Here is a 23,450-nt window from a genome sequence, read left to right on the forward strand (position 1 = left end):
GCCGGGACGAACGCGGCAACCGGCAAGAAAAAAGCCACCGGATTGCTCCGATGGCTTCAATTTGGTGGGCTGTCAAGGATTCGAACCTTGGACCTATTGATTAAGAGTCAACTGCTCTACCAACTGAGCTAACAGCCCTGAAACTTCGGCGCGAATTGTACACCAGCGGTGTTTTTCGCACCAGCCCGAAAACACGGGGCTTACACTTAAAGAAAAAGCCACCGGATCGCTCCGGTGGCCTTTCAAAATGGTGGGCTGTCAAGGATTCGAACCTTGGACCTATTGATTAAGAGTCAACTGCTCTACCAACTGAGCTAACAGCCCTGAAAATCAGGAGGCGAATCTTAACGCATCCTTCTTTTTTTTGAAACCCCGAATTTCACTTCGGTGCTTCTTCATTCAGTGGGGTGGCTGAGGGGATTCGAACCCCCGACCACCGGAATCACAATCCGGTACTCTAACCAACTGAGCTACAGCCACCACTGAAACAACAACCTTGCCTACCGCTTGCGCCGATTGGCGCGCCCGACAGGAATCGAACCTGTAACCGCCGGCTTAGAAGGCCGGTGCTCTATCCAGTTGAGCTACGGGCGCTCAAGACCGGATCGTCGCACTCCGGTGCGCCTTGAGTGCATCGGATGGTCGGGGTAGAGGGATTCGAACCCCCGACATCCTGCTCCCAAAGCAGGCGCGCTACCAGACTGCGCTATACCCCGGCGGTGAATCTCTCCGGTGCCCCGGAAAGGTCGGCTATTGTCGGAACTGAAGCCGGATCTGTCAACGACAATTTTCACTTTCGTCGATGCAGGTATGCTGGGTGGGATAAACCCTCCTCACCCAGCCATGGAGCATTGCATGCGCAGCGGCAATCCGGCCCTTTCCGAATCCACCTTCCTCGACCTTGGCAGCGGTACCGTCGTCTCGCGCGGCGCCGATGCGATGACCATCAACGGCACCGTCAACAAGACCGGCATCCTGCTGCTGCTGGCCGTGCTGACCGCCGCCTTCGCCTGGAAAGGCACGATCAGCGACAGCGGCGAACTGCTGCCGGCCGCCAAGCTGTACCTGTGGGGCGGCATGATCGTCGGCTTCATCCTGTCGCTGGTGACGATCTTCAAGAAGACCTGGGCACCGGTCAGCGCGCCGCTGTACGCCCTGGCCGAAGGCCTGTTCCTGGGCTCGATCTCGGCCATCTACGAGGTGCGCTTCAACGGCATCGTGTTCCAGGCCGTGATCCTGACCTTCGGCACCCTGTTCGCGCTGCTGTTCGCCTACCGCAGCGGGCTGATCAAGGCCACCGAGAACTTCAAGCTGGGCGTGGTCGCGGCCACCGGTGGCATCGCACTGGTGTACCTGGCCACGATCGTGCTGGGCTTCTTCAACATCCAGATCCCCTACATCCACCAGTCCGGCCTGATCGGCATCGGCTTCAGCCTGTTCGTGGTGGTGATCGCAGCGCTGAACCTGGTGCTGGACTTCGACTTCATCGAAAGCGGCGTGGAAGCCGGCGCTCCGAAGTACATGGAGTGGTACGGCGCGTTCGGCCTGATGGTCACGCTGGTGTGGCTGTACATCGAGTTCCTGCGCCTGCTGTCGAAGTTGCAGTCGCGCAACTGAGCCGACCGTCATGCAGGAATCGAAGGGCGCCGCGAGGCGCCCTTCGTGTTTGTGTTTTCCGTCCTGATGGGCGAAGGGCCAGGGCCTTGGATCCGCCTGCGAGTGGTTGCCTGCAGCGACACGCCTTACCCCTCCCCAGCCCTCCCCTTCGCCTGCGGCGAAAGGGAGGGGGCAGTGGCATCGGCGTGGGTGGCGAGCGGGCAAAAAGAAACGGAGCGCTTGCGCGCTCCGTTCTGGTTGAACCACAAGCGTTGGCCGGTGGATCAGATGCGGCTGGCGATGGCCTGGGCGAAGCCCATGGTGGTGCCGGTGCCGCCCAGGTCGCCGGTCAGCGAATCCTTGGCTTCCATCGTGGCGACGATGGCCTTGCGCAGGCGCTCGGCGTTTTCCGGCTGGCCGACGTGGTCCAGCATCTGTGCAGCGGCCAGCATCAGCGCGACCGGGTTGGCCTTGCCCTGGCCGGCGATGTCCGGCGCGGTGCCGTGCACGGCTTCGAAGATCGCCGCGTCCTTGCCGATGTTCGCCCCCGGGGCCAAGCCCAGGCCGCCGACCAGGCCGGCGCACAGGTCGGAGATGATGTCGCCGAACAGGTTGGTGGTGACCAGGATGTCGAACTGCTCCGGACGCATCACCAGCTGCATGCAGGCGTTGTCCACGATCATTTCCTGGAATTCGATTTCCGGGTACTGCGCGGCGACTTCACGCGCGACGTTCAGGAACAGGCCCGAGGTCGACTTGATGATGTTCGCCTTGTGCACGGCGGTGACCTTCTTGCGGCCGGTGCTCTTGGCCAGCTCGAAGGCGTAGCGCACGATGCGCTCGGAACCCTTGCGGGTGATGCGGGTGCCGGAGAACGCGGTCTCGCCGTCGGCGGACACTTCCTGGCCTTCGGCCAGGTAGGCGCCTTCGGTGTTCTCGCGCACCGTGATCATGTTGATGTTCTCGTAGCGCGACTTGGTGTTCGGGAACGAGATGGCCGGGCGCACGTTGGCGTACAGGTCGAACTGGCGGCGCAGGGCCACGTTGATCGAGCTGAAGCCGCCGCCCACCGGGGTGGTCAGCGGGCTCTTCAGGGCGACCTTGTTGCGGGTGATCGATTCCAGCGTGGCAGCCGGGATCAGCTCACCGTGCTTTTCCAGCGCGACCAGACCGGCGTCCGCATCTTCGTACTGCAGCCCGGTGTTGAGCTTGTCCAGTACGAACAGGGTGGCGTCCATGATTTCCGGGCCAATGCCATCGCCGCGGATGACGGTGATTGTCTGCGTCATTTGTTAGGTATTCCGAACAGGGAGGAGTGATAGCGCCATCCGGCTGCCCGGATACCGGCGCGTATGAAACAGTTTCAACTGTCAATTATGCCTGATCCGGCCCCCTCCCCCAACTGGACCATGGTCTGGGGTTCAGCCGTGGTCGTGCCCGGCCGGGGCCTCGGCGGCACCGCTCTCCAGCTGGTCCAGGAAGTCCACCGCGCGGCGCAGGTGCGGGATGACGATCGACCCGCCGACCACCAGCCCGACCGAGAAGGTCTCGAAGAACTCCTCGCGGGTCACCCCGGCCTCCTTGCACTGGGCCACGTGGTAGCTGATGCAGTCGTCGCAGCGCAGCACCAGCGAGGCGACCAGGCCGAGCAGCTCCTTGGTCTTCACGTCCAGCGCGCCGGCCTGGTAGGTCTGGGTATCCAGCGCGAAGAAGCGCCGCACCACCTGGTTCGGCTCGGCCAGGATGCGCTGGTTCATGCGCTGGCGGAACTCGGTGAACTCGGCCACGCGGTCCTTGTCGGTGGGCTGGCTCATGCGCCCTGCCCCGCCAACAGCGGCTCCAGCTTGCCGGCGCGATGCAGGGCCATCATGTCGTCGTAACCGCCCACGTGGACCTGGCCGATGAAGATCTGCGGCACGCTGGTGCGACGGGTCAGGGACATCATCTTCTCGCGCTCGGCCGGGTCCAGGTCGATGCGGACTTCGGTCCAGGACTGGCCCTTGCTCTGCAGGAAGTTTTTGGCCGCCACGCAGTACGGGCAGACCGCCGTGGAGTAGATGGTGATCTCCGGCGCGCCTGCGCCATTGGCTTGGTTGCTCACGAGGAAACTCCCGACAGGAAATGTTGTCTGTATATGGTAGCTGGCGACTGGATTTTCCACGCCACCCACAGAACACTGCGGATTAACCTGTGCTTCACACCGCGGCACCCGTTCCCCGTCATCCTCCGCCCTGCCCCTTCCGGAGCTCCCGCTTGCGCACGCTTCTGCTCGCCACCGCTGTCACCCTGGCCCTGGCCACACCGCTGTCCCGGGCCGATGACACCAAGTTGCCGGACATCGGCTCATCGGCCGGCGAGCTGCTGACCCCGGCCCGGCAGGCCGAGTACGGCGGGATGATGCTGCGCGAGCTGCGCAACTACGGTTACCTGCTGGACGACCCGCTGGTGGACGACTGGCTCAACACCATGGGCCGGCGGCTGGGCTCCAACAGCGCCCAGCCGCAGCAGAAGTACACGTTCTTCATGATGAAGGACCGCCAGATCAACGCTTTCGCCACGCTGGGCGGCTACATCGGCATGAATGCCGGGCTGGTGCTGACCGCCGAGCGCGAGGACGAGGTGGCCGCGGTGCTGTCCCACGAGATCGCCCACGTCACCCAGCAGCACGTGCTGCGCGGGGTGGAGCGCGCCCAGCGCGACCAGATCCCGATCCTGCTGGGCATGCTGGCGGCGGTGATCGCCGCCCAGCAGGCCGGCGGCAATTCCTCCGGCGACGCCACGATGGCGGCGATCACCTCCGGCATGGGCCTGATGCAGCAGCGGCAGATCAACTACACCCGCTCCAACGAGTCCGAGGCCGACCGCCTGGGCATTCGCACCCTGGCCCGCAGCGGCTACGACGTGGATGCGATGGCCGGCTTCTTCGAGCGCATGTCCGCGGCCATGCGTGGCAACGAGGGCGGCTACTCGACCCCGGACTTCCTGCGCACCCACCCGGTCAACACCACCCGCATCAGCGAGGCCAAGTCGCGCGCCGAGCAGATGAAGAAGGACACCCTGCTACTGACCACGCAGACGCCGACCGGGATCCACCAGGAGCGGGTCAACCCGGCCATCCCCGATACCACCGGCGACCCGCTGTCCAGCAGCGGCAACCCGCTGCTGCCCTCCGGCCTGCAGCTGTCGCTGCCCAGCAGCAGCCTGCCGCGCGGGGCCACCGGCCAGTTCGACTGGGCCCGCGAACGACTGCGCGTGCTCAGCGCCACCACGCCCTCGGAGCTGATCCGCGAATACGAAGGGCTCAAGCGCAGCCAGAAGAACGGCCTGACCGACGCCCAACGCTACGGCGTGGCGATCGCCCGCCTGCGCGACGGCGGCACCGCGGCCAGGCAGGCCCTGCAGGAACTCCAGCAGCTCGACGGCGAGTACCCCGACAACCTCTGGATCGAACTGGCGCTGGGCGAGGCGGAGTCCCGCAACGGCCAGTTCGCCCAGGCCAATGCCCGCTTCGACGCACTGACCAAGCGGCTGCCGCAGAACCGGCCGGTCGCGCTGACCTATGCGCGGGTGCTCAACGAACAGGGGGGCGAGGATGCCGGCAAGCGCTCGCAGGCGATGCTGCGGCCGTTGCTGGCCCGTTCCGGCGACGATCCGGTGTTCCAGGCCACCTTCGCCCGGGCCAGCGAGCTGGCCGGCGACACCACCCGGGCCAGCGAAAGCTACGCCGAGGCCGCCTACCTGAACGGCCGTCCGGAACAGGCCCTGATCCAGTTCCAGGCCCTGCTCAAGCAGCCCAGCCTGGATTACGTCACCCGGGCCCGGGTCGATGCCCGGATCGAGTCGATCATGCCGACCGTGCTGGAAATGCGCCGGCTGGGCCAGCGTGACCCGGAGATGTCACGCAACTGACCGATGCTGCACGGGCGCCAACCGGTACGCCGCCCGCGTTGTCACAAACCCGTCATCAAACCGTAGTCTACTGGGCGCATTCCCGCTTGATGGGCACTAACGGTAGGCACGACGTGCAGAAACGCATCCTGATTGTCGATGACGAACCCGCGATCCGTGACATGGTCGCCTTTGCCCTGCGCAAGGGCGAGTACGAACCGGTGCATGCCGGTGACGCCCTCGAAGCCCAGACCGCCATCGCCGACCGTGTCCCGGACATGATCCTGCTGGACTGGATGCTGCCCGGCACCAGCGGCCTGGAACTGGCCCGGCGCTGGCGCAAGGAAGCGATGACGCGCGATGTGCCGATCATCATGCTCACCGCCCGTGGCGAGGAGAACGACCGCGTCGGTGGCCTGGAAGCCGGCGTGGACGACTACGTGGTCAAGCCGTTCTCGGCACGCGAACTGCTGGCGCGGATCCGCGCGGTGATGCGCCGCACCCGCGACGACGATGAGGACGGCAGCGTGTCGGTGGGCACCATCCGCATCGACGGTGCCGCCCACCGCGTGTTCGCCGGCGACGTGCCGGTGCCGATCGGCCCCACCGAGTACCGCCTGCTGCACTTCTTCATGACCCACCCCGAACGCGTCTACACGCGCTCGCAGCTGCTGGACCATGTCTGGGGCGGCAGCGTCTACGTGGAGGAGCGCACCATCGACGTGCACATCCGCCGCCTGCGCAAGACGCTGGAACCGTTCGGTGCGGAAAACATGGTGCAGACCGTCCGTGGCGCCGGCTATCGGTTCTCCGCTTCGATCTGAGCGGTGATGCGGCCGGCAGGCCGTGCCATGCGCTTGATGCTATAACCCGGGTTCATCCGCATGAACCCTCCGCGCCACCCCGAGAACGCAATGCCCCGCCAATTCCGATCCGCCTGGTTGAAGACGCTGGCCACCGTGGCCGTGCTGTTGCTGCTGGCCGGATTGCTGGGGACGTGGACCGGTCATCCGGCCCTGTGCGTGGCGGTGGCGGCGCTGCTGGTCCTGACCTGGCACTACTGGCGACTGCGCCAGGTGCTGCTGCGCCTGACCGCACGCCAGCGCTGGGAGACCAGCAATGGCGTGGGCGTCTGGAACGAGCTGGACCGGCTGCTGTACCGCAACCAGCAGGAGATGCGCGTGCGCAAGCGGCGCCTGATCGAGATGCTGCGCAGCTATCGCGCAGCCGCCGCCGCGCTGCCCGACGCGGTGGTGGTGGTGGACCGCAACACCCAACGCGTGCAGTGGTTCAACGAAGCGGCCACCAGCCTGCTCGGCCTGCAGCACCCGGCCGACATGGGCGCGGCACTGGTCGAGCGCCTGCAGCCGCTGCCGCTGGCGCATTGGCTGGCCGGCGGCCGCAACGCCGAGCCGATCCTGGATGCCAATTCGCCGGTCGACCCGGGCATCCGCCTGCACCTGCGCCTGATCCCGTACTCGGACCACCACTGGCTGCTGGTGGCGCGCGACGTCACCAAGCTGCTGCACCTGGAACAGGTGCGCCGCGACTTCGTGGCCAACGTCTCGCATGAGCTGCGCACGCCGCTGACCGTGGTGCATGGCTACCTGGACATGATGGACCCGGAAGACTTCCCCGATACCGGCCCGATGCTGTCGGAGATGCGCAAGCAATCCCAGCGCATGGCGCAGCTGGTCGAGGACCTGCTGACCCTGTCGCGGCTGGAATCGCAGCAGCACACCGAGCTGGAGACGGTGGCGATGACCTCGATGCTGGCCTCGCTCAAGCGCGAAGCCGAAGCGCACAGCCAGGGCCGCCACACCATCACCGTCGAGGACCAGGCCGGGGTGGACCTGGCCGGTTCCAACAAGGAACTGCACAGCGCCTTCTCCAACCTGCTGACCAATGCGGTGCGTTACACGCCCGCCGGCGGCAGGATCAGCCTGACCTTCGCCCGCGAGGGCAAGGGCGCGGTGCTGGCGGTTACGGACACCGGCTACGGCATCCCGGCCAACCACCTGCCGCGGCTGACCGAACGCTTCTACCGCGTGTCCAGCAGCCGCTCGCGCGAAAGCGGCGGCACCGGGCTGGGGCTGTCGATCGTCAAGCACATCCTCGGCCTGCACCAGGCACGGCTGGAAATCCGCAGTGAAGTGGGCCAGGGCAGCACCTTCGCCTGCCATTTCGATGCCGAACACGTACGTCCGCGCAGCAACTCCCCCTCGATCTCGTCCACGGAAGACTTCCCGGCATGAACCCGCCCTCCCCCGCCCCCGTCGCTGCTCCCGAACTGTTGCGAGATCCGGCGCTGTACATCAACCGGGAGTTGTCGCAGCTGGACTTCAACTTCCGCGTGCTGGCACAGGCGAAGGACGAGCAGGTGCCGCTGCTCGAACGCCTGCGCTTCCTGTGCATCTCCTGCACCAACCTGGACGAGTTCTTCGAGATCCGCGCCGCCGCCGTGCGCCACGCGCAGGAGTTCGGCCTGCCGCCGGCGCCGGACGGGATGAGCCCGCAGGCCATCCTGAGCGCCATCCACGACCGTGCCGCCGAACTGGTGGACCAGCAGTACCGCTGCTGGAACGAAGTACTGCGCCCGGCACTGGCCGAGGCCGGCGTCGGCATCCTCGCGCAGAAGGCATGGACCGCGCGCCAGCACCGCTGGCTGCGCGCCTACTTCCGCAACGAGATCATGCCGGTGCTGTCGCCGCTGGGCCTGGACCCGTCGCACCCGTTCCCGAAGATCCTCAACAAGTCGCTGAACATCGTGGTCGTGCTGAAGGGCACCGATGCCTTCGGCCGCGCCGGCCACCTGGCGCTGGTACGCGCGCCGCGCTCGTTGCCGCGCATCATCCAGCTGCCCGAGTCGCTGGGCGGCCCGCAGAACTTCGTGCTGCTGTCGGCGGTGCTGTCGACCTTCGTCGACGAACTGTTCCCGGGCATGGAAGTACAGGGCGCCTACCAGTTCCGCGTCACCCGCAACTCCGAGCTGGTGGTGGACGAGGAGGAAGTGGAGAACCTGGCGCTGGCGCTGCGTGATGAACTGGTCGACCGCGGCTATCGCCCGGCGGTGCGCCTGGAGATCGCGCACGATTGCCCGAAGCCGATCATGCAGACGCTGCTGCAGAACTTCGGCCTGTCGGAGAACGCGGCCTACCGCATCAATGGCCCGGTCAACCTCAACCGCGTCATCCAGGTCTATGACCTGTTGCAGCGGCCGGACCTGAAGTACCCGCCGATGAGCCCGCGCGTGCTCAAGACCTCCGAAGGCATCTTCGAGTTGGCCGCGCGCAACGACATCCTGCTGCACCACCCGTTCGACTCCTTCAGCACCGTGCTGGAGCTGATCCGCGAGGCGGCGGTGGACCCGAACGTGCTGGCGATCAAGCAGACCCTGTACCGCACCGGCAAGGACTCCGGGATCGTGGAAGCGCTGATCCTGGCCGCGCGCAACGGCAAGGACGTCACCGTGGTGGTGGAACTGCGTGCGCGCTTCGACGAAGAGGCCAACCTCGGCCTGGCCGACCGCCTGCAGGATGCCGGCGTGCAGGTGGTGTACGGCGTGGTCGGCTACAAGACCCACGCCAAGATGCTGCTGATCGTGCGCCGCGAGGGCCGCAAGCTGCGCCGCTACGTGCACCTGGGCACCGGCAACTACCACAGCGGCACCGCCCGCGCGTACACCGACCTGAGCCTGATCAGCGCCGATCCGGACATCGGCAACGACGTGCACCTGCTGTTCCAGCAGTTGTCCGGGCTGGCGCCGAAGATGAAGCTCAAGTGCCTGCTGCAGTCGCCGTTCACCCTGCACGCTGGCCTGATCAAGCGCATCGAGCGCGAGACCCGGCTGGCCCAGGAAGGCAAGCCGGCACGCATCATCGCCAAGATGAACGCACTCAACGAGGCGCAGGTGATCCGCGCGCTGTACGCCGCCTCACAGGCCGGCGTGCAGATCGACCTGATCGTGCGCGGCGCCTGCACCCTGCGCCCGGGCGTGGAAGGCGTCTCGGACAACATCCGGGTGCGCTCGATCGTCGGCCGCTTCCTGGAGCACAGCCGCGTGTACTGGTTCGGCAACAACGGCGCGCCGGAGCTGTACTGCGCCAGCGCCGACTGGCTGGAGCGCAACCTGCTGCGCCGCGTGGAAACCTGCTTCCCGATCCTGGACAGCGACCTGGCCAAGCGCATCTACCGCGAAGTGCTGCAGAACTACCTGGACGACAACCTCAACGCGTGGGACCTGCAGGCCGACGGGCGTTACCTGCAGTGCCAGCCGGCCCCCGGCCAGCCGCCGCATTCAGCCCAGCAGGCCCTGCTCGAAGCGCTGTAAGGCAGGGACGGGGGAAGCAGGAACGAGGAGTGGAGGGCCGCTGCTGCAGCGCCCTCCGGCGACATCGTCGGGCCCGCGTGGGCGGCGGCGGTGATCGGGCGAGCGGTGCGCCGCCTGTTTTTTCCCGTTCCTCACTCCTCTTCACTCCCTCCTGCCAGTACCATTCCGCCATGCCCCAGTCCTCAACGACCCCACCGCCCCTGCAGGACGGCGACCTGCTGGCCGCCATCGACCTCGGCTCGAACAGCTTCCACATGGTCATCGCGCGCTACCTGCTCGGGCAGCTGCGCGTGGTCGATCGCCTGCGCGAAACCGTGCGCATGGCCGACGGCCTGGACGGCAAGGGCGGCCTGTCCGCCGACGCCCGCCAGCGCGCGCTGGAATGCCTGGCCCGGTTCGGCCAGCGCATCCGCAACATCCCGCCCTACCGGGTGCGTGCACTGGCCACCAATACCGTGCGCCAGCTGCGCTCGCCGCTGTCCTTCCTGATGCCGGCCGAGACCGCGTTGGGCCACGCCATCGAAGTGGTCAATGGCCGCGAGGAAGCCCGCCTGATCTACCTGGGCGTGGCGCATGCGCAGCCCCCGAAGCCGGGCCAGCACCGGCTGGTGATCGACATCGGGGGCGGCTCGACCGAGTTCATCATCGGCGAAGGCATGCAGACCCTGGAGCGCGAAAGCCTGCAGGCCGGCTGCATCGCCAGCACGCGACGCTTCTTCCCCGGCGGCAAGCTGAGCAAGAAGCGTTGGAAGGACGCACTCACCGAGATCGGCGCCGAGTTCCAGCCCTTCGCCAACAAGTACAAGGCGCTGGGCTGGCAGGAGGCGCTGGGCTCGTCGGGCACCCACAAGGCGATCAGCGAGATCTGCGCGGCGATGAAGCTGAGCAAGGGCGCGATCACCGCCGAGGCCCTGCCGCAGCTGCGCGAGGAACTGCTGCGCGCCAAGCACATCAACGACATCAACCTGCCGACCCTGTCCAGCGAGCGCCGCCCGATCATCGCCGGCGGCGTGCTGGTGCTGGAGGCGGCGTTCCAGTCGCTGGGCCTGCAGAAGCTGCTGGTCAGCAAGGCGGCGATGCGCGAAGGCATCCTCTACGACATCATGGGCCGTGCCAGCGACAACGACCCGCGCGACGAATCGGTGGCGGCGCTGACCCAGCGTTACGCCATCGACACCACCCAGGCCCTGCGCGTGGAAGCCACCGCGCAGCGCCTGTTCGAGCAGGTGGCCGAAAGCTGGAAGCTGGATTCGGACGATGCCCGCATGCTGGGCTGGGCCGCGCGCCTGCACGAGCTCGGCCTGATGATCGCGCACAGCGGTTACCACACCCACGGCAGCTACGTGATCGAGAACTCGGACATCTCCGGCTTCTCGCGGCAGGAACAGCAGATGCTGGCGGCGCTGATCCGCACCCATCGCCGCGGCGTGTCCAAGGCCGCGTTCGATGCCCTGCCCGAGCGCTTGCTGCTGCCGGCCAAGCGTACCGCCGCCCTGCTGCGGCTGGCGGTGCTGCTGCACCGCGCGCACGAGCCGGACCCGATCCCGACGCTGGAGCTGTCGGTGGACGGCAACACGCTGTCACTGGTCCTGTCCAAGGACTTCATCGACGCACGGCCGCTGCTGCGCGCGGACCTGGTCGGCGAAGCCGAAGGCATGCTCGGCCTGGGCATCAACTTCCGGCCGTTCGTGGCCTGACCTCCTGCACGCGGCGGACGGAAGCCAACGGGCTCATGGCGAGGGCGCCGGTTGCGCCAGGGCCGCGAACTCCGGCCCGGCCACCCGCAGGTTCTGCCGCAGGTAGGCGCGCAGGCGCTGGCCGGCGGGTTCGGGCACCGGCCCACCCAGATGCCGCTGCAGCATCGTTTCCATCGCGAACAGGTAGGCCTCGCGGGGGATCGGGTCGATCGGCGAATGCCCGCCTTCCGGGTCGACCAGCAGGGTGACCGGGGTGGCCTGCGCCTTCAGCGTGGCCACGTAATGGGTGACCTCGCGGATGGCCACGGTGCGATCCACGGCCCCGGCCATCACCAGCAAGGGCCGGCGCATCCGCACCGCATTGGCCGATGGTGACTGCGCGTGCAACCGCGCCTGGGTCGCCGGCTCGGTGGCATCCAGTGACAGTGCGCGCAGCGTCTGCCGCAACGAACGATCGGGCAGGTCCCCTTGCTCGCCGGACATGACCAGCCAGCGCATCGCCCAGCCCAGGTCCGCGGGCGGCGCGCCGGCCACGCCGACCTTGAACAGCTCCGGTTGGAAGGTCAGCCCCAGCAGCGTGGAGTAGCCGCCGAAGGAATGGCCGACGATGCCGACGCGCTGGGGATCGCCAATGCCCTGCGCCAGCAGCCAGCGCACGCCGTCGACCACGTCCTGCTGCACGCGGCCATTGCCGTAGTCGCCCTGCGGCGCGAACGTGTACGCGCGGCCATGGCCGGTGGAGCCGCGGAAGTTGGACTGGAACACCACGTAGCCGCGATTGGCCAGGAACTGCGCCACGCCATCGAAGCCGGGGCGGAAGTGGCTGATCGGACCGCCATGGACCTGTGCGACCAGCGGCGCCCGCGCTGGATCCACACCCGGCGGCAACAGCACGAAGCCATGCACCTGCATGCCATCGGAGGCGCGGTAGGACACCGCAACCTTGCGCGAGAGCTGGCTTTCCGGCGGTGCCTTCCCGGCCGCCGCGGGCGCATCGAGGATGCGTCGCAGCCCGCCGCGCCGTGCGTCGTACAGGTACCACTGCGGGTCGCGCAGGGTCGCCGCGCGCGCGGACACCAGCCACGTCGAGGATGCACCGGCGGCCTGCACGCCGATGTCGCGCCCCGGCAACTGGCGGGCGATGGCCGCCAATACCGGCGCCGCCGCGCCGATGCCATGGGTGGTGGCCACGGTGCTGCGGTAACTCGCCGCCACGGGCTGCTGGGTGGCCGGATCGAGCACGACCTCGTCCAGGTCCGCCTCGTGGCGCGGGTCCTCGTGCAGCGTCCGCAGCGTGTCATCAGCCTCCAGGCGCAGCACGCGGCGGAAGTTGCCGCCGGGGTTGCCGTCCAGCAGCAGGCTGCCGTCGTCCATCGCCGCCAGCAGGTTGACCCGTTCCAGCGGCTGCAGCCGCAATACCGCCCGCAACCGGCCATCGGGCTGCACCCGGTACAGGGCGTCGTGATCGCCATCGAAGCGCGCCAACGCCACGATCCGCCCGGCCGCGTCCAGCGCGACGTCGTGGACCCAGTGCGCGTCTTCGCGCAGCACGCTGCGCTTGCCTTGCGCGTCCATGCGGACGATCCGCCAGCGCTCGGCATCGCCGGCCACCACGCGCTCGCGCAGCAGCACGGCCGCCGGCTGCGAAGGGTCGACCTTCATCACCTGGCGCTGCTCCACGCCGCCCAAGGGGGTGCGCATGCCGCCGGCCGAATGCACCGGCACCATTGCCAGCGAACGCGGTGCACGCAGGAACAACCAGCGGCCATCACGCGACCAGGACAGTTGCCGCGCCTGGGTACGGCCGACCAGGATCCTGGCCGCACCACCGGCGGTGGGCAGCACCATCAGGCTGCGCGCCTGGCCCTGTTCGCGCAGCCAGGCCACCTGGTCACCGCCCGGCGACAACCGCACGGCGGTGAGTGCACGGTCTTCCAGGAACGCGGCGCGTGGCAGACGCGCGGCGGGCGCCAGCGCGCGTTGCGCAGCGGCGGCGCTGTGCAACGTGGGGTCCGGGCCTGCCGCCGGCACGTCCGCGGCCACGCTCATCAGCACAAGCAGCGCCAGCGCCGCGCAGGCGTCACGGAACTTGCTCATCATCATTCTCCATGGGTTTCCTGCCCGTTCCCGCACCACGGGAACGGCACCGTTGCGTTCAGGCGATGGCCGCGTGCGTCGACGCAGCGGGTACCGGCAGCGGTTCGCGACGCGGATACATCAGCCACAGGCTGACCAGCGCCGGCAGGCCGACCACGCCGCACAGCAGTACCCATGCCCAGCGCTCGCGCGGTGAATGCGATTGCCGTGCGCTCACCCAGATCGCACCCAGCAACGACGCCAGGCAACCGGCCAACGCCAACCACACCATTCCGGTTGGAACCGGCTGCGGGGGCGCACGCAGTGGATCCGGCGCCGCATACAGGTCCTGCGCACCGAGGCACAGCGTGCGCAGCACCGGCGACAGCCACCAGATGCGCGCCGGATAGGCCGGTGGCAGGTCGACCTGCAGCGCGCGGCGGGCGACCGGATGCACGCGCCCCTCGCCGTCGACGCGCAGCACCTGCTGGAACGGTTGCTGCAGCTCGCTGGACCACACGCCCCAGGTGTAGGTGAACGACACCAGATAGCCATCCAGCAGCTCGATCATGTCCATCCGGCTGAGGTTGCCCACCGCCGCCGGCATCGGCACGCGCAGCAGCGGCTGCATCCGGTCCAGGCCGTTGGCCGCTTCGCGCCCGGGATAGAAGTAGGCCGCACGGTCACTGAGCGCCAGCACGTTGTCCCCGGCCGGTGCGGGCGGGCTGGCCATCACCTCGCCCTGCGGCAGACGCACGCGTTCGAAGATGCGCTGCTGCTCGCTGTCGTACTGGTAGGCCGCGTTCGCGTTGAACAGGTAGCCGTCGTCGTATTGCAGCGTCGGCGCCGGGAACGCCGCCTGCGCGGGACCCGCACCCAGCACACCGCGCGCGCGGCCGTCCAGCGTGCCGTAGCCCACGAAGCGCATGCCGTCGTGCGTGAACACCCAGCGCACCCTGTGTTCGGCGTCGTCGAACTCCATCGGCGCCACGTTGGTCAGCTCGCCCCGCCGCGGCAGGCTGCGCAGCGGGTAACGGGTGACCACGTCGGACAGGGCGATCTGTTCACGCCACAGCGCCGCGTCCGGGTCGCGGCTGTCGGCGATGCCGGACAGCAGGATGTCCTTGCCCTGGGCACGTTCGGCCTCGATGTAGCCGCCCTTCGGCGGCACCGGCATGTTGAGCGGATGCGTGCCGGAAAGCGTCCAGGTCATCTCAACGGCAAAGCCCAGCATCCAGATCAGGAAGTAGGCCCCGACCTGCACCGGCAGCGCGGTCAGCACCACCGCGGCGAAGCTGCGCGGTGGTGCCACCGGATCGGGGCGGAAGGCGATCGCCACCAGCACCACCAGCAGCGCCAGGATCGACAGCTGCACCGCGAGCATCATCACGCCGGAGGCCTGCGCGAACATCAGCAGCACCGGCAGCACCACCACCGCGAACGAATGACGGCGGTTGGCGACCATCGCATAGGCACCGGCGGTGTAACCGATCAGGCCGATCAGCCAGGCCGCGACCGGCAGCATCCAATGCCGCAGGTCCACCACCCGCGCGGTCATCGTGTCCTGGTACAGGGCCACCAGCGCGATCGGCAGCGCCATCGCCACGAACAGCAGCACGGCGCCGGCGCCCCCCAATGCCGCGGCGATGCGCAGGCGGTGCATCGGCCGGTGCAGCAGGCTGAGCCACTGGTTCGGCCGGCGATAGCTGCCCATCTGGTACAGGCCCAGCAGGGTGCCCGATACCGCATAGGCCACGCTGAAGACCTGGTAGACCTGCAGCGGCTGCTGCGCCAGGTCGACCAGCCGGGTCAGGAACCCGAGGATGCCCGCATGCACCACCGCCGCAGCGATGGTCCACAGGCGAAAGCGCTGCAACTCGCTCTTGAACAGATCGATCATGATCGTGGGCTCCTCAGGCCGCCGCGGGGGCGGCATGGTTCTTGGCCAGGAAGGCATTGACGGCACGGTCCAGGCTGACCGCCATCGACTGCACGTTGCGTGCGCCGCACGCGCGCAGGAAGCGCTCGAAGCCTTCCTCCTGGTCGAGCACCAGGTAGTGGTGCAGGCCATCCAGGCGCTGCACTTCCAGCAGGCCCGGCACGGTGCGCGGGTCCGGCCCCTTGAACGGGACATCGGCAACCCAGTGGCTGACCCGCGCGGTGAAGTCCTCCGGGGCGGACATGTGCTTCAACTGGCCGCGCTCGAGGATGATCAGGTTGTCGGCGACCCGCTCGATCTCCTCCATCTGGTGCGAGCAATAGATCACCGTGCAGTCATCGGCGGCATTGCTGTAGAGCAGCGACTCCAGGAACGCACGCTTGGCGACCACGTCCAGGCCCAGCGTCGGCTCGTCGAGCACCAGCAGTTCCGGCCGCTGCGCCAAGGCCAGCGCCAGGTTGAAGCCGGCGCGTTCGCCGCGCGAGAGCTGGCCGATCTTCTGCTCCGGCAGCACGTGGTAATGGCCGATCACGCCATCGAAGGCCTGCTGGTTCCAGCGGCGGTACTGGTGGCGCTGCATCGCGGTCACCTGCGACACCCGCATCCAGCCCGGCAGGGTGTGTTCCTCGTTGACGAAGCCGATCCGTGCGCGGTCGGCCGGGGTCAGCCGCTGGCTGTCCTTGCCCAGGATGCACGCCTGCCCGCTGCTGGGGGGCATGAAGCCGAGCAGGACCCGGAACAGGGTGGACTTGCCGGCGCCATTGGCACCGACGATGGCATGGATGCGCCCGCGCGGGATGGCCAGGTCGAGCCGGTCCAGCGCCAGCTTGCGGCCGTAACGCCTGCTCAGCGCCCGGGTCTGGATCACGTAGTCGGTGTCAGTGTGCATGTCGGTTCCAATGCCGCGCCGGGGCGGCTCAGGCGGTCTTGCGGGAGGTCAGCTGCTGCAGTTCGTGGGCCAGGCGGGCCTCCACGGCTTCGTCCGGGAAGCCCAGCGGGATCACGTCGTTGACGAAGCGGCCGATGGCCTCGTCGAGCCGGCGCTCGCGCTCGGCATCGGACAGGCGCTGGCGGGGCGCAGCCACGTACAGGCCCATGCCCTGCCGGGATTCCAGCCAGCCCTCGGTGGTCAGCTCGGCGTAGGCCTTGGCCACGGTGTTGGGGTTCACCATGAGTTGCTGGGCCAGGCCGCGCACGCTGGGCAGCTGCGCACCGGGCGCGAGCGCGCCGGTGGCGACCTTCATCCGTACCGCGTCCACGATCTGGCGCCCGATCGGGCGGGGATCGCCGGTGGCGATCTGGATCATCAATGCCTGGGTGCGTGCCATGTCCTTGTCCATCAACTGTACTATTTGAAATAGTACAGATAGATCAGTCAGTGCCGTCAAGCCCCGTCCGATGAAACGCCCGCAGGACGACCCGAACCGGTGCCCGCGGCGACGAACGTCATGGGCCAGTCATCCACACGACACGCATTGGTCACTGCCGGTGCCCACGCTGTCGGCAAAACGGAGGCACTGCCATGCGCTATGCGATCGTCACCGAGACCTATCCGCCGGAGGTCAACGGCGTGGCCTTGACCGTGCAGAGCCTGGAACAGGGCCTGCGCCGCCGCGGCCATGACGTCGAACTGGTCCGGCCACGGCAGAACCAGGACCCACCGGCCGCGTACGAGCTGCTGGTGCGCGGCGCGGCATTGCCGCGCTATCCCGGCCTGCGCTTCGGCCTACCCGCCCCGCAGCGCTTGGCCCGGCAATGGCAGCAGCAGCGCCCCGACGCGATCTACATCGCCACCGAAGGCCCGCTCGGCTGGTCGGCGATGCGCGCCGCGCGCCGGCTCGGCATCCCCGTCGCCTCCGGGCTGCATACCCGCTTCGACGAGTACCTGCAGGACTACGGCGCGGCATGGCTGCAACCGGTCGCGCTGGGCTGGATGCGGCGCTTCCACAACCAGGCCGATGCGACGCTGGTGCCGACCAACGAACTGCAGCAGTTCCTGGCCGCGCAGGGCTTCTCGCGGGCACGCCTGCTGGCACGCGCGGTCGACGGCAGCCAGTTCGACCCGCAACGCCGCGATGCCGCCCTGCGCACGCAGTGGGGCCTGCCGGACGATGGACTGGCGGTGATCCATGTCGGCCGCATCGCCGCGGAAAAGAATCTTGGGCTGGCGGTGAAGGCGTTCCGCCGCATCCAGCAGGTCACGCCGGACGCACGCTTCGTCTGGGTCGGCGATGGCCCGCTGCGCGAGAAGCTGGCCAGCGAGAACCCGGACTTCATCTTCTGCGGCATCCAGCGCGGCGAGGCATTGGCGCGGCACTTCGCCAGCGGCGACCTGTTCCTGTTCGCCAGCCGCAGCGAAACCTTCGGCAACGTCACCCTGGAAGCCATGGCCAGCGGCGTGGCGACGGTTGCCTTCAATTACGGTGCCGCGCGCGAACACCTGCGCAGCGGCCATAGCGGAGTTGCCGTGGAGAACGAGGAAGGCTTCATCAACGCGGCCGTGCAGCTGGCCGGTGATGAGGAGATGCGCACCACCCTGGGCGCCAACGCCAACCGCGCGATGCAGCGGCTGCACCCGGAACAGGTGGTCGCCGAATTCGAAGCCCTGCTCGATGAACTTGCCCTGCGGAGACGTGCCCATGTCGTTGCTGCCGCCTGAAGGTATCGCCGCCCGCGAGGCACGCTGGTGCCGCCGCGCCAACCGCTACGGCCGCCGCCGTGGCATCCGCATCGTGTTCTCCACGCTGAGCCGGCTGGGCGATGGGGTGTTCTGGTACATGCTGATGGGCGCCCTGGTGCTGGCCGATGGCCTGGACGGCCTGCAGGCCTCGATCCACATGGCCATCACCGGGGCCGTCGCACTGACCCTGTACAAGGGCCTCAAGCGCTGGACGCGCCGCCCGCGCCCGTTCGCCGCCGACGTGCGCATCCGCGCTTGGGTCGCACCGCTGGACGAGTACAGCTTCCCCTCCGGCCACACCCTGCATGCGGTGTCCTTCACCGTGGTGGCGCTGGCCTACTACCCGTGGCTGGCACCGCTGCTGGTGCCGTTCACCGCGGGCGTGGCGATGTCGCGCGTGGTACTGGGCCTGCACTACCCCAGCGACGTCCTGGCCGCCACCGGCATCGGCCTGCTGCTGGGGACCGCCTCGCTGCAGCTTTCCCCGCTGCTCGCCGGCTGAGGCCGGCGGGCGCGCGTGGCCGCCGCGCACGCCCTACAATGCGCGCATGACCACGCTGTTCATCTCCGATCTGCACCTGGACCCCAGCCGTCCAGCCATCACCGAACTGTTCCTGGCCTTCCTGCGCGATGAAGCCCGGCAGGCCGAGGCGCTGTACATCCTGGGCGACCTGTTCGAAGCCTGGATCGGCGATGACACGCCCTCGGCCGCCGCCGATGCGGTGGCCACCGCGCTGCGCGGGATCAGTGATGCCGGCGTGCCGGTGTACTTCATCCGCGGCAACCGCGATTTCCTGGTCGGCAACGACTACGCCGCCCGCGCCGGCATGCGCATCCTGCCGGACCCGGCGGTGATCGAGCTGTATGGCAAGCCGGTGATGCTGCAGCACGGCGACCTGCTCTGCACCGACGACGTCGCCTACCAGGCCTTCCGCGCGCAGACGCGCGATCCGGCGTTCATCGCGCAATTCCTGTCGCAACCGCTGGAAGCCCGCATCGCCTTCGCACAAAAAGCGCGCGCGGCCAGCCAGGCGCGCCAGTCGGAGATGAAGGAAGGCGACCGCGCACAGTTCGAGACCGTGACCGACGTGGCCCCGGCCGAAGTGGCCGCCACGTTCCAGCGCTATGGCGTGGACACGATGATCCATGGCCACACCCACCGCCCTGCGATCCACACCCTGCAGGCCGGCGATCACGCCTGCACGCGCATCGTGCTCGGCGATTGGTACGAACAGGGTTCGGTGCTGCGCGTGGATGCCGACGGCTACCGGCTGGAAGCGTTGTTCGCATCCCCCTGATGCGATAGCGCCGGGCTCTGCTTGGCCGTGAGCGTCGCCGCCCACGTCCAGAGCCCCCCTCCCCAACCCTCCCCTTGCCTGCGGCAAAGGGAGGGGGCAAAGCATCACTCAGGTGGCGTGACAGCAGGCGTCAGGGCGCTTCCACCGGCACGGCCGGATCGCGGGCGCAGCCCTTGAAGGTGTCCTTGCCCAGCACGAACTCAGCGGTGAACGGGTGGCTGAGGTCGGACATGCCATCCGAACAGGTCGCCCGTTCGATGGTCAGGCGGAATGCGTTGTCGCCCTCGCCGCCCTGCACCTGCAGCAGCCCGTCGACCAGGCTGCGCGCACCTTCGAAATGACGCGGCGCGTCCTGCGTCTCCGGCGTGGTGTAGTCCAGCGTGCCGCCTTCCACGCGCACGCCCCAGAACGGCTCGGTGCCCGATGCCTGCAGCACCTGCGGGAAGTCAGTGCTTGCCGCGACGACCGGCTCTGCCGCCGGGGCCGGGGCTGGCGCCGGGGTTTCAGCCACCGGCGGCGCCGGCTGGCTGCAAGCGGCCAACGTGGCCAGAAGCACGAGTCCCATGTATGCCTGCTTCATCCATTTTCTCCTTGGTTGGGCAGCGGTGAAGGTGGCTACCTTCGCATCCCAGCCTGTGACGGCACGTGACTGGCGTCAATCGGACGGGCGCTGAAATCCTGCTTCATCGGGCGATGCTCCCACCCGGCGGGTGACCGGATCCCTCCCCTGTCCGCGCGCCAGTCTCAGCCGGCCTGCTCGACCAGGTTGGCCAGCTCGTCCTCGTCGAAGCCGGCCAGCAGGCGGGCCTCGATGTTGAACGGGCCATGCAGGTAGCCACCGGCGTACTCACGCAGCAACTGCTTGAAACGCGCGCGTGGCTCGACGCCGGCGCGTTCGCAGTACCAGCGGTACCAGCGCGAACCGGCGGCGACATGCGCCACTTCCTCGCGCAGGATCACCTCCAGCACGTCGGCGGTGGCCTCGTCGCCGAGCGAACGCAGCTTGGTGATCATCGCCGGGGTGACATCCAGGCCGCGCGCCTCGAGCACGCGCGGCACCAGGGCCATGCGCGCCAGGCCGTCATGCGCGGTCTTCTCGCACATTTCCCACAGCCCGTTGTGGGCGGGGAAATCGGCGTAGTCATGGCCATGCGCCAGCAGGCGCTCGCGCAGCAGCATGAAGTGGCGCGACTCGTCATCGGCGCAGCTCACCCAGTCGGCGTGGAAGCTGCCGGGCAGCCCGCGGAAGCGATACACCGCATCCCAGGCCAGGTCGATGGCGTTGAGTTCGATGTGGGCGATGGCATGGATGAAGGCCGCCCGCCCTTCCACCGAGCCCAGGCCACGGCGCGGCAGGTCACGCGGATGCACCAGCACCAGCTGCGCCGGCCGGCCGGGCATGCGGATCGGCTCGGGATCGGGGGCGTGCGCGGGCAGCTTCAGGGTGCCGCTGCGAAAACGCGCGGCGTAGTGCTGGGTGAGCGCGACTTTCTCTAGCGGGTCGGCGGCGGCCAAGCAGATGCAGGCGGCGTCGAGCAGTGAAAAACCGGCAGCTTCGGGCGGTGGCAGGAATGTTGTGCCTGCAACTGCAGGCTGTGCTTGTTGCGGGTTCATGGGTGCTCGCATGGTGCCGCTTCTGTTCTGCCCTCTCCCCAACCCCTCTCCCGCAGGGAGAGGGGCCCAGGCGCATCAGGCGCGGCGCAGCGTCTTGGCTTCGTCCGAACGCAACTGCTGGATGCGCTCGAAGTAGGCCGGCTCGATGCCGGTGACGTAGTGGCCGTTGAAGCAGGAGGAGTCGAACTCCTTCAGTTCCGGGTTGCCTTCGCGCACGGCCGCTTCCAGGTCTTCCAGGTCCTGGTAGACCAGCCAGTCGCAGCCCAGGTGCTGCTCGATCTGCTCGACGCTGCGCTGGTTGGCGACCAGTTCCTCCACCGCCGGCATGTCGATGCCGTAGATGTTGGGGTGGCGCACCGGCGGTGCGGCGCTGGCCAGGTAGACCTTGCGTGCACCGGCGTCGCGCGCCATCTGCACGATCTGCTGGCTGGTGGTGCCACGCACGATCGAGTCGTCGACCAGCAGCACCACGCGGTTGCGGAACTCCAGGTGGATCGGGTTGAGCTTGCGGCGCACCGACTTCACCCGCTCGCCCTGGCCCGGCATGATGAAGGTACGGCCGACGTAACGGTTCTTGACGAAGCCCTCGCGGTACTTCACGCCGAGCACGTTGGAGATTTCCAGCGCCGCATCGCGCGAGGTGTCAGGGATCGGGATGATGGTGTCGATGTCGTGGTCCGGGCGCAGGCGCAGGATCTTCTCGCCCAGCTTCTGGCCCATGCGCATGCGCGCCTTGTGCACCGAGACGTTGTCGATCATCGAATCCGGGCGTGCGAAGTACACGTACTCGAAGATGCACGGGGTCTGCTGCGTGTTGGTCGCGCAGATCTCGGTGAACAGCTCGCCGCGTTCGGTGATGACCACCGCTTCGCCCGGGGCCACGTCGCGCACGCGCTCGAAGCCGAGCACGTCCAGCGCCACCGACTCGGAAGCCACCACGTACTCGTCGCCTTCGGCGTGGCTGCGCTTTCCCAGCACCAGCGGACGGATGCCGTGCGGGTCGCGGAAGGCCACCAGGCCCAGGCCCAACACCACGCTGACCACCGCATAGCCGCCCTTGCAGCGACGGTGCACGCCGGCCACGGCGCGGATCGCTGCTTCCGGGGTGAGCATGCGCTGCGCGTCCAGCTCGTAGGCGAACACGTTCAGCAGTACTTCGCTGTCCGAATCGGTGTTGATGTTGCGGCGGTCGGCCTCGAACACCTGGCGACGCAGTGCCTCGGTGTTGATCAGGTTGCCGTTGTGCGCCAGCGCGATGCCGTACGGCGAGTTGACGTAGAACGGCTGCGCCTCGTCGGTGCCTTCCGAGCCGGCGGTGGGATAGCGCACGTGGGCGATGCCGATGCGGCCCTGCAGCAGCCCCATGCGACGCTCGTCGAACACGTCACGGACCAGGCCGTTGCCCTTTTCCACGCGCAGGCGGGTGCCGTTTGCAGTGGCGATACCCGCGGCATCCTGGCCGCGATGCTGGAGGACGGTCAGGCCGTCATAAAGCTGCCCGGCGACGTTCTGGTTGCCGACGATTCCGACGATGCCACACATGTTGCGCGATCTCCGCTGGGCGCAGGCGCCCGGTTAACGTGAAGGTGGCCGTGCCTGGCCCTGTGCCCCGTCCCGCGTGGAGTCGGGGTGACCCGGGCGCACCTGCGCCGGATCGATGTTGGAGGGCAACGCCCCCGCCGGGTCCACGGACCCACCTGCGCCGGGCTGCCCGGCTGGCGGCTGTCCGCTGCCCGCGTCTGTCTCGTTCGGTCGCGCATTATCGCCTGCCAGCACCGACTTGCCCAAGTCCATCAGCACGTCGTGCGGCAATTCAGTCAGGTCCGGCGGCTGCGGCAGTTTTCCACGCAGCCAGCCCACCATCGGCTGCAGCGGCGGCAACAACACCGATTGCTGCCATTCCGGCTTGCCGGGCATCGAGGTGAAGCCCAGCACCAGCACCACCAGGACCGCCAGCAGCACGCCGCGGACCACGCCCAGGCCGAAGCCCAGCAGGCGGTCCGGCCACTTCAGCAGGATCGTGGAATCGACCAGGCCGCGCAGCGCCATGCCCAGCAGCATCAACGCCAGCAGCGCGCCGACGAAGGCCAGCACGTAGCCACCGGCGTACTCGCCGGCGGTGGGCTGGCTGCCCCCGGACAGCGCCCGCGCCACCTGTTCACCGAAATGGAACGCCGCCCAGCCCGAGACAACCCAGGACACCACGCCCAGCACGGTCGCCAGCAGGCCGCGCATCAGCCCGATCAGGGCCGACAGGGCGATCACGGCCAGCAGGATCAGGTCAATCACGGCAGGCCCGGTCCGGTCCCGGCGCGGTATGGGCCGGGACGGC

The 23,450-nt window shown here is 68.1% G+C and carries 20 protein-coding genes and 5 tRNA genes; 9 read left to right on the forward strand and 16 right to left on the reverse strand.

The window, feature by feature from the left end; all coding sequences use genetic code 11:
* Positions 1 to 62 precede the first annotated feature (62 nt).
* From VA603_RS04650 to VA603_RS04670, 5 genes are all read right to left on the reverse strand, one after another.
* A tRNA-Lys gene (locus VA603_RS04650) sits at positions 63 to 138 on the reverse strand.
* Between the two features lie 110 nt (positions 139 to 248).
* A tRNA-Lys gene (locus tag VA603_RS04655) sits at positions 249 to 324 on the reverse strand.
* Positions 325 to 403: 79 nt separating this feature from the next.
* A tRNA-His gene (locus VA603_RS04660) sits at positions 404 to 480 on the reverse strand.
* Between the two features lie 37 nt (positions 481 to 517).
* Positions 518 to 594 (reverse strand) — tRNA-Arg (locus VA603_RS04665).
* 45 nt (positions 595 to 639) lie between these two features.
* Positions 640 to 716, reverse strand: a tRNA-Pro gene (locus VA603_RS04670).
* A 139-nt stretch (positions 717 to 855) separates the two neighbouring features.
* Between VA603_RS04670 and VA603_RS04675 the strand changes: the two genes are divergently transcribed.
* A complete protein-coding gene (locus VA603_RS04675) occupies positions 856 to 1,617 on the forward strand; it encodes a Bax inhibitor-1/YccA family protein (protein WP_323438081.1) in 762 nt (253 codons plus the stop codon).
* A 263-nt stretch (positions 1,618 to 1,880) separates the two neighbouring features.
* Here the strand turns inward: VA603_RS04675 and VA603_RS04680 are convergent, their stop codons facing one another.
* The 3 genes from VA603_RS04680 to grxC all read right to left on the reverse strand — a co-directional run bounded on the left by VA603_RS04680 (position 1,881) and on the right by grxC (position 3,697).
* The gene (locus VA603_RS04680) at positions 1,881 to 2,885 is read right to left on the reverse strand and encodes an isocitrate dehydrogenase (RefSeq protein WP_132862568.1); all 1,005 of its coding nucleotides are present in this window, start codon (positions 2,883 to 2,885) and stop codon (positions 1,881 to 1,883) included.
* A 132-nt stretch (positions 2,886 to 3,017) separates the two neighbouring features.
* Complete coding sequence (locus VA603_RS04685; protein ID WP_192286550.1) at positions 3,018 to 3,410, reverse strand: carboxymuconolactone decarboxylase family protein; 393 nt, start codon at positions 3,408 to 3,410, stop codon at positions 3,018 to 3,020.
* The gene (gene grxC / locus VA603_RS04690; protein WP_132862566.1) at positions 3,407 to 3,697 is read right to left on the reverse strand and encodes a glutaredoxin 3; all 291 of its coding nucleotides are present in this window, start codon (positions 3,695 to 3,697) and stop codon (positions 3,407 to 3,409) included. The genes VA603_RS04685 and grxC overlap by 4 nt, the downstream gene beginning before the upstream one ends.
* 152 nt (positions 3,698 to 3,849) lie before the next feature.
* Between grxC and VA603_RS04695 the strand changes: the two genes are divergently transcribed.
* From VA603_RS04695 to ppx, 5 genes are all read left to right on the forward strand, one after another.
* Positions 3,850 to 5,505, forward strand: coding sequence for a M48 family metalloprotease (locus tag VA603_RS04695; protein WP_323438082.1), 1,656 nt, complete (start codon positions 3,850 to 3,852; stop codon positions 5,503 to 5,505).
* A 113-nt stretch (positions 5,506 to 5,618) separates the two neighbouring features.
* Positions 5,619 to 6,308, forward strand: coding sequence for a phosphate regulon transcriptional regulator PhoB (phoB, locus tag VA603_RS04700; RefSeq protein ID WP_132862564.1), 690 nt, complete (start codon positions 5,619 to 5,621; stop codon positions 6,306 to 6,308).
* A gap of 90 nt (positions 6,309 to 6,398) precedes the next feature.
* Positions 6,399 to 7,739 carry a phosphate regulon sensor histidine kinase PhoR gene (gene phoR / locus VA603_RS04705; protein ID WP_132862563.1) on the forward strand — a complete coding sequence of 447 codons (1,341 nt, stop codon included), beginning with the start codon at positions 6,399 to 6,401 and terminating at the stop codon, positions 7,737 to 7,739.
* Complete coding sequence (ppk1, locus tag VA603_RS04710) at positions 7,736 to 9,814, forward strand: polyphosphate kinase 1 (RefSeq protein WP_323438083.1); 2,079 nt, start codon at positions 7,736 to 7,738, stop codon at positions 9,812 to 9,814. The genes phoR and ppk1 overlap by 4 nt, the downstream gene beginning before the upstream one ends.
* A gap of 170 nt (positions 9,815 to 9,984) precedes the next feature.
* Positions 9,985 to 11,511, forward strand: a complete 1,527-nt coding sequence (ppx, locus tag VA603_RS04715; RefSeq protein WP_192286554.1) for an exopolyphosphatase — start codon at positions 9,985 to 9,987, stop codon at positions 11,509 to 11,511.
* A 33-nt stretch (positions 11,512 to 11,544) separates the two neighbouring features.
* Here ppx and VA603_RS04720 read toward each other — a convergent pair whose 3' ends face one another.
* Genes VA603_RS04720 through VA603_RS04735 form a run of 4 tightly spaced genes read right to left on the reverse strand, consistent with a single transcriptional unit; the run spans position 11,545 to position 16,854 of the window.
* Entirely contained in the window at positions 11,545 to 13,608 is a 2,064-nt protein-coding gene (locus tag VA603_RS04720; RefSeq protein ID WP_323438084.1) for a S9 family peptidase, read from the reverse strand.
* 58 nt (positions 13,609 to 13,666) lie between these two features.
* Complete coding sequence (locus VA603_RS04725) at positions 13,667 to 15,487, reverse strand: hypothetical protein (protein ID WP_323438085.1); 1,821 nt, start codon at positions 15,485 to 15,487, stop codon at positions 13,667 to 13,669.
* Positions 15,488 to 15,500: 13 nt separating this feature from the next.
* Positions 15,501 to 16,415 carry an ABC transporter ATP-binding protein gene (locus VA603_RS04730; protein ID WP_323438086.1) on the reverse strand — a complete coding sequence of 305 codons (915 nt, stop codon included), beginning with the start codon at positions 16,413 to 16,415 and terminating at the stop codon, positions 15,501 to 15,503.
* A gap of 28 nt (positions 16,416 to 16,443) precedes the next feature.
* Positions 16,444 to 16,854 carry a GntR family transcriptional regulator gene (locus tag VA603_RS04735; protein WP_132862557.1) on the reverse strand — a complete coding sequence of 137 codons (411 nt, stop codon included), beginning with the start codon at positions 16,852 to 16,854 and terminating at the stop codon, positions 16,444 to 16,446.
* 194 nt (positions 16,855 to 17,048) lie between these two features.
* On the opposite strand from VA603_RS04735, the gene VA603_RS04740 reads away from it, so the two are divergent.
* The 3 genes from VA603_RS04740 to lpxH are packed head-to-tail and all read left to right on the forward strand — an operon-like array spanning position 17,049 to position 19,504.
* A complete protein-coding gene (locus VA603_RS04740; RefSeq protein ID WP_323438087.1) occupies positions 17,049 to 18,185 on the forward strand; it encodes a glycosyltransferase family 4 protein in 1,137 nt (378 codons plus the stop codon).
* The gene (locus VA603_RS04745) at positions 18,166 to 18,708 is read left to right on the forward strand and encodes a phosphatase PAP2 family protein (protein ID WP_192286559.1); all 543 of its coding nucleotides are present in this window, start codon (positions 18,166 to 18,168) and stop codon (positions 18,706 to 18,708) included. The genes VA603_RS04740 and VA603_RS04745 overlap by 20 nt, the downstream gene beginning before the upstream one ends.
* Before the next feature lie 46 nt (positions 18,709 to 18,754).
* Entirely contained in the window at positions 18,755 to 19,504 is a 750-nt protein-coding gene (lpxH, locus tag VA603_RS04750; RefSeq protein ID WP_323438088.1) for a UDP-2,3-diacylglucosamine diphosphatase, read from the forward strand.
* A gap of 130 nt (positions 19,505 to 19,634) precedes the next feature.
* On the opposite strand, the gene VA603_RS04755 is transcribed toward lpxH, so the two are convergent.
* The 4 genes from VA603_RS04755 to VA603_RS04770 all read right to left on the reverse strand — a co-directional run bounded on the left by VA603_RS04755 (position 19,635) and on the right by VA603_RS04770 (position 23,407).
* Positions 19,635 to 20,069: a COG3650 family protein gene (locus VA603_RS04755; RefSeq protein ID WP_323438089.1), complete on the reverse strand. Its 435-nt coding sequence runs from the start codon at positions 20,067 to 20,069 to the stop codon at positions 19,635 to 19,637.
* Positions 20,070 to 20,248: 179 nt separating this feature from the next.
* On the reverse strand, positions 20,249 to 21,073 hold the full coding sequence (locus tag VA603_RS04760; protein WP_243694069.1) for a ferritin-like domain-containing protein: 825 nt from the start codon (positions 21,071 to 21,073) through the stop codon (positions 20,249 to 20,251).
* A 120-nt stretch (positions 21,074 to 21,193) separates the two neighbouring features.
* Entirely contained in the window at positions 21,194 to 22,660 is a 1,467-nt protein-coding gene (purF, locus tag VA603_RS04765; protein WP_323438090.1) for an amidophosphoribosyltransferase, read from the reverse strand.
* Between the two features lie 33 nt (positions 22,661 to 22,693).
* Positions 22,694 to 23,407 carry a CvpA family protein gene (locus VA603_RS04770; RefSeq protein WP_323438091.1) on the reverse strand — a complete coding sequence of 238 codons (714 nt, stop codon included), beginning with the start codon at positions 23,405 to 23,407 and terminating at the stop codon, positions 22,694 to 22,696.
* Positions 23,408 to 23,450: the final 43 nt, after the last annotated feature.

Origin of the sequence: Stenotrophomonas capsici (assembly GCF_034961085.1) — a bacterium.
Classification (GTDB): Bacteria; Pseudomonadota; Gammaproteobacteria; order Xanthomonadales; family Xanthomonadaceae; genus Stenotrophomonas; species Stenotrophomonas capsici.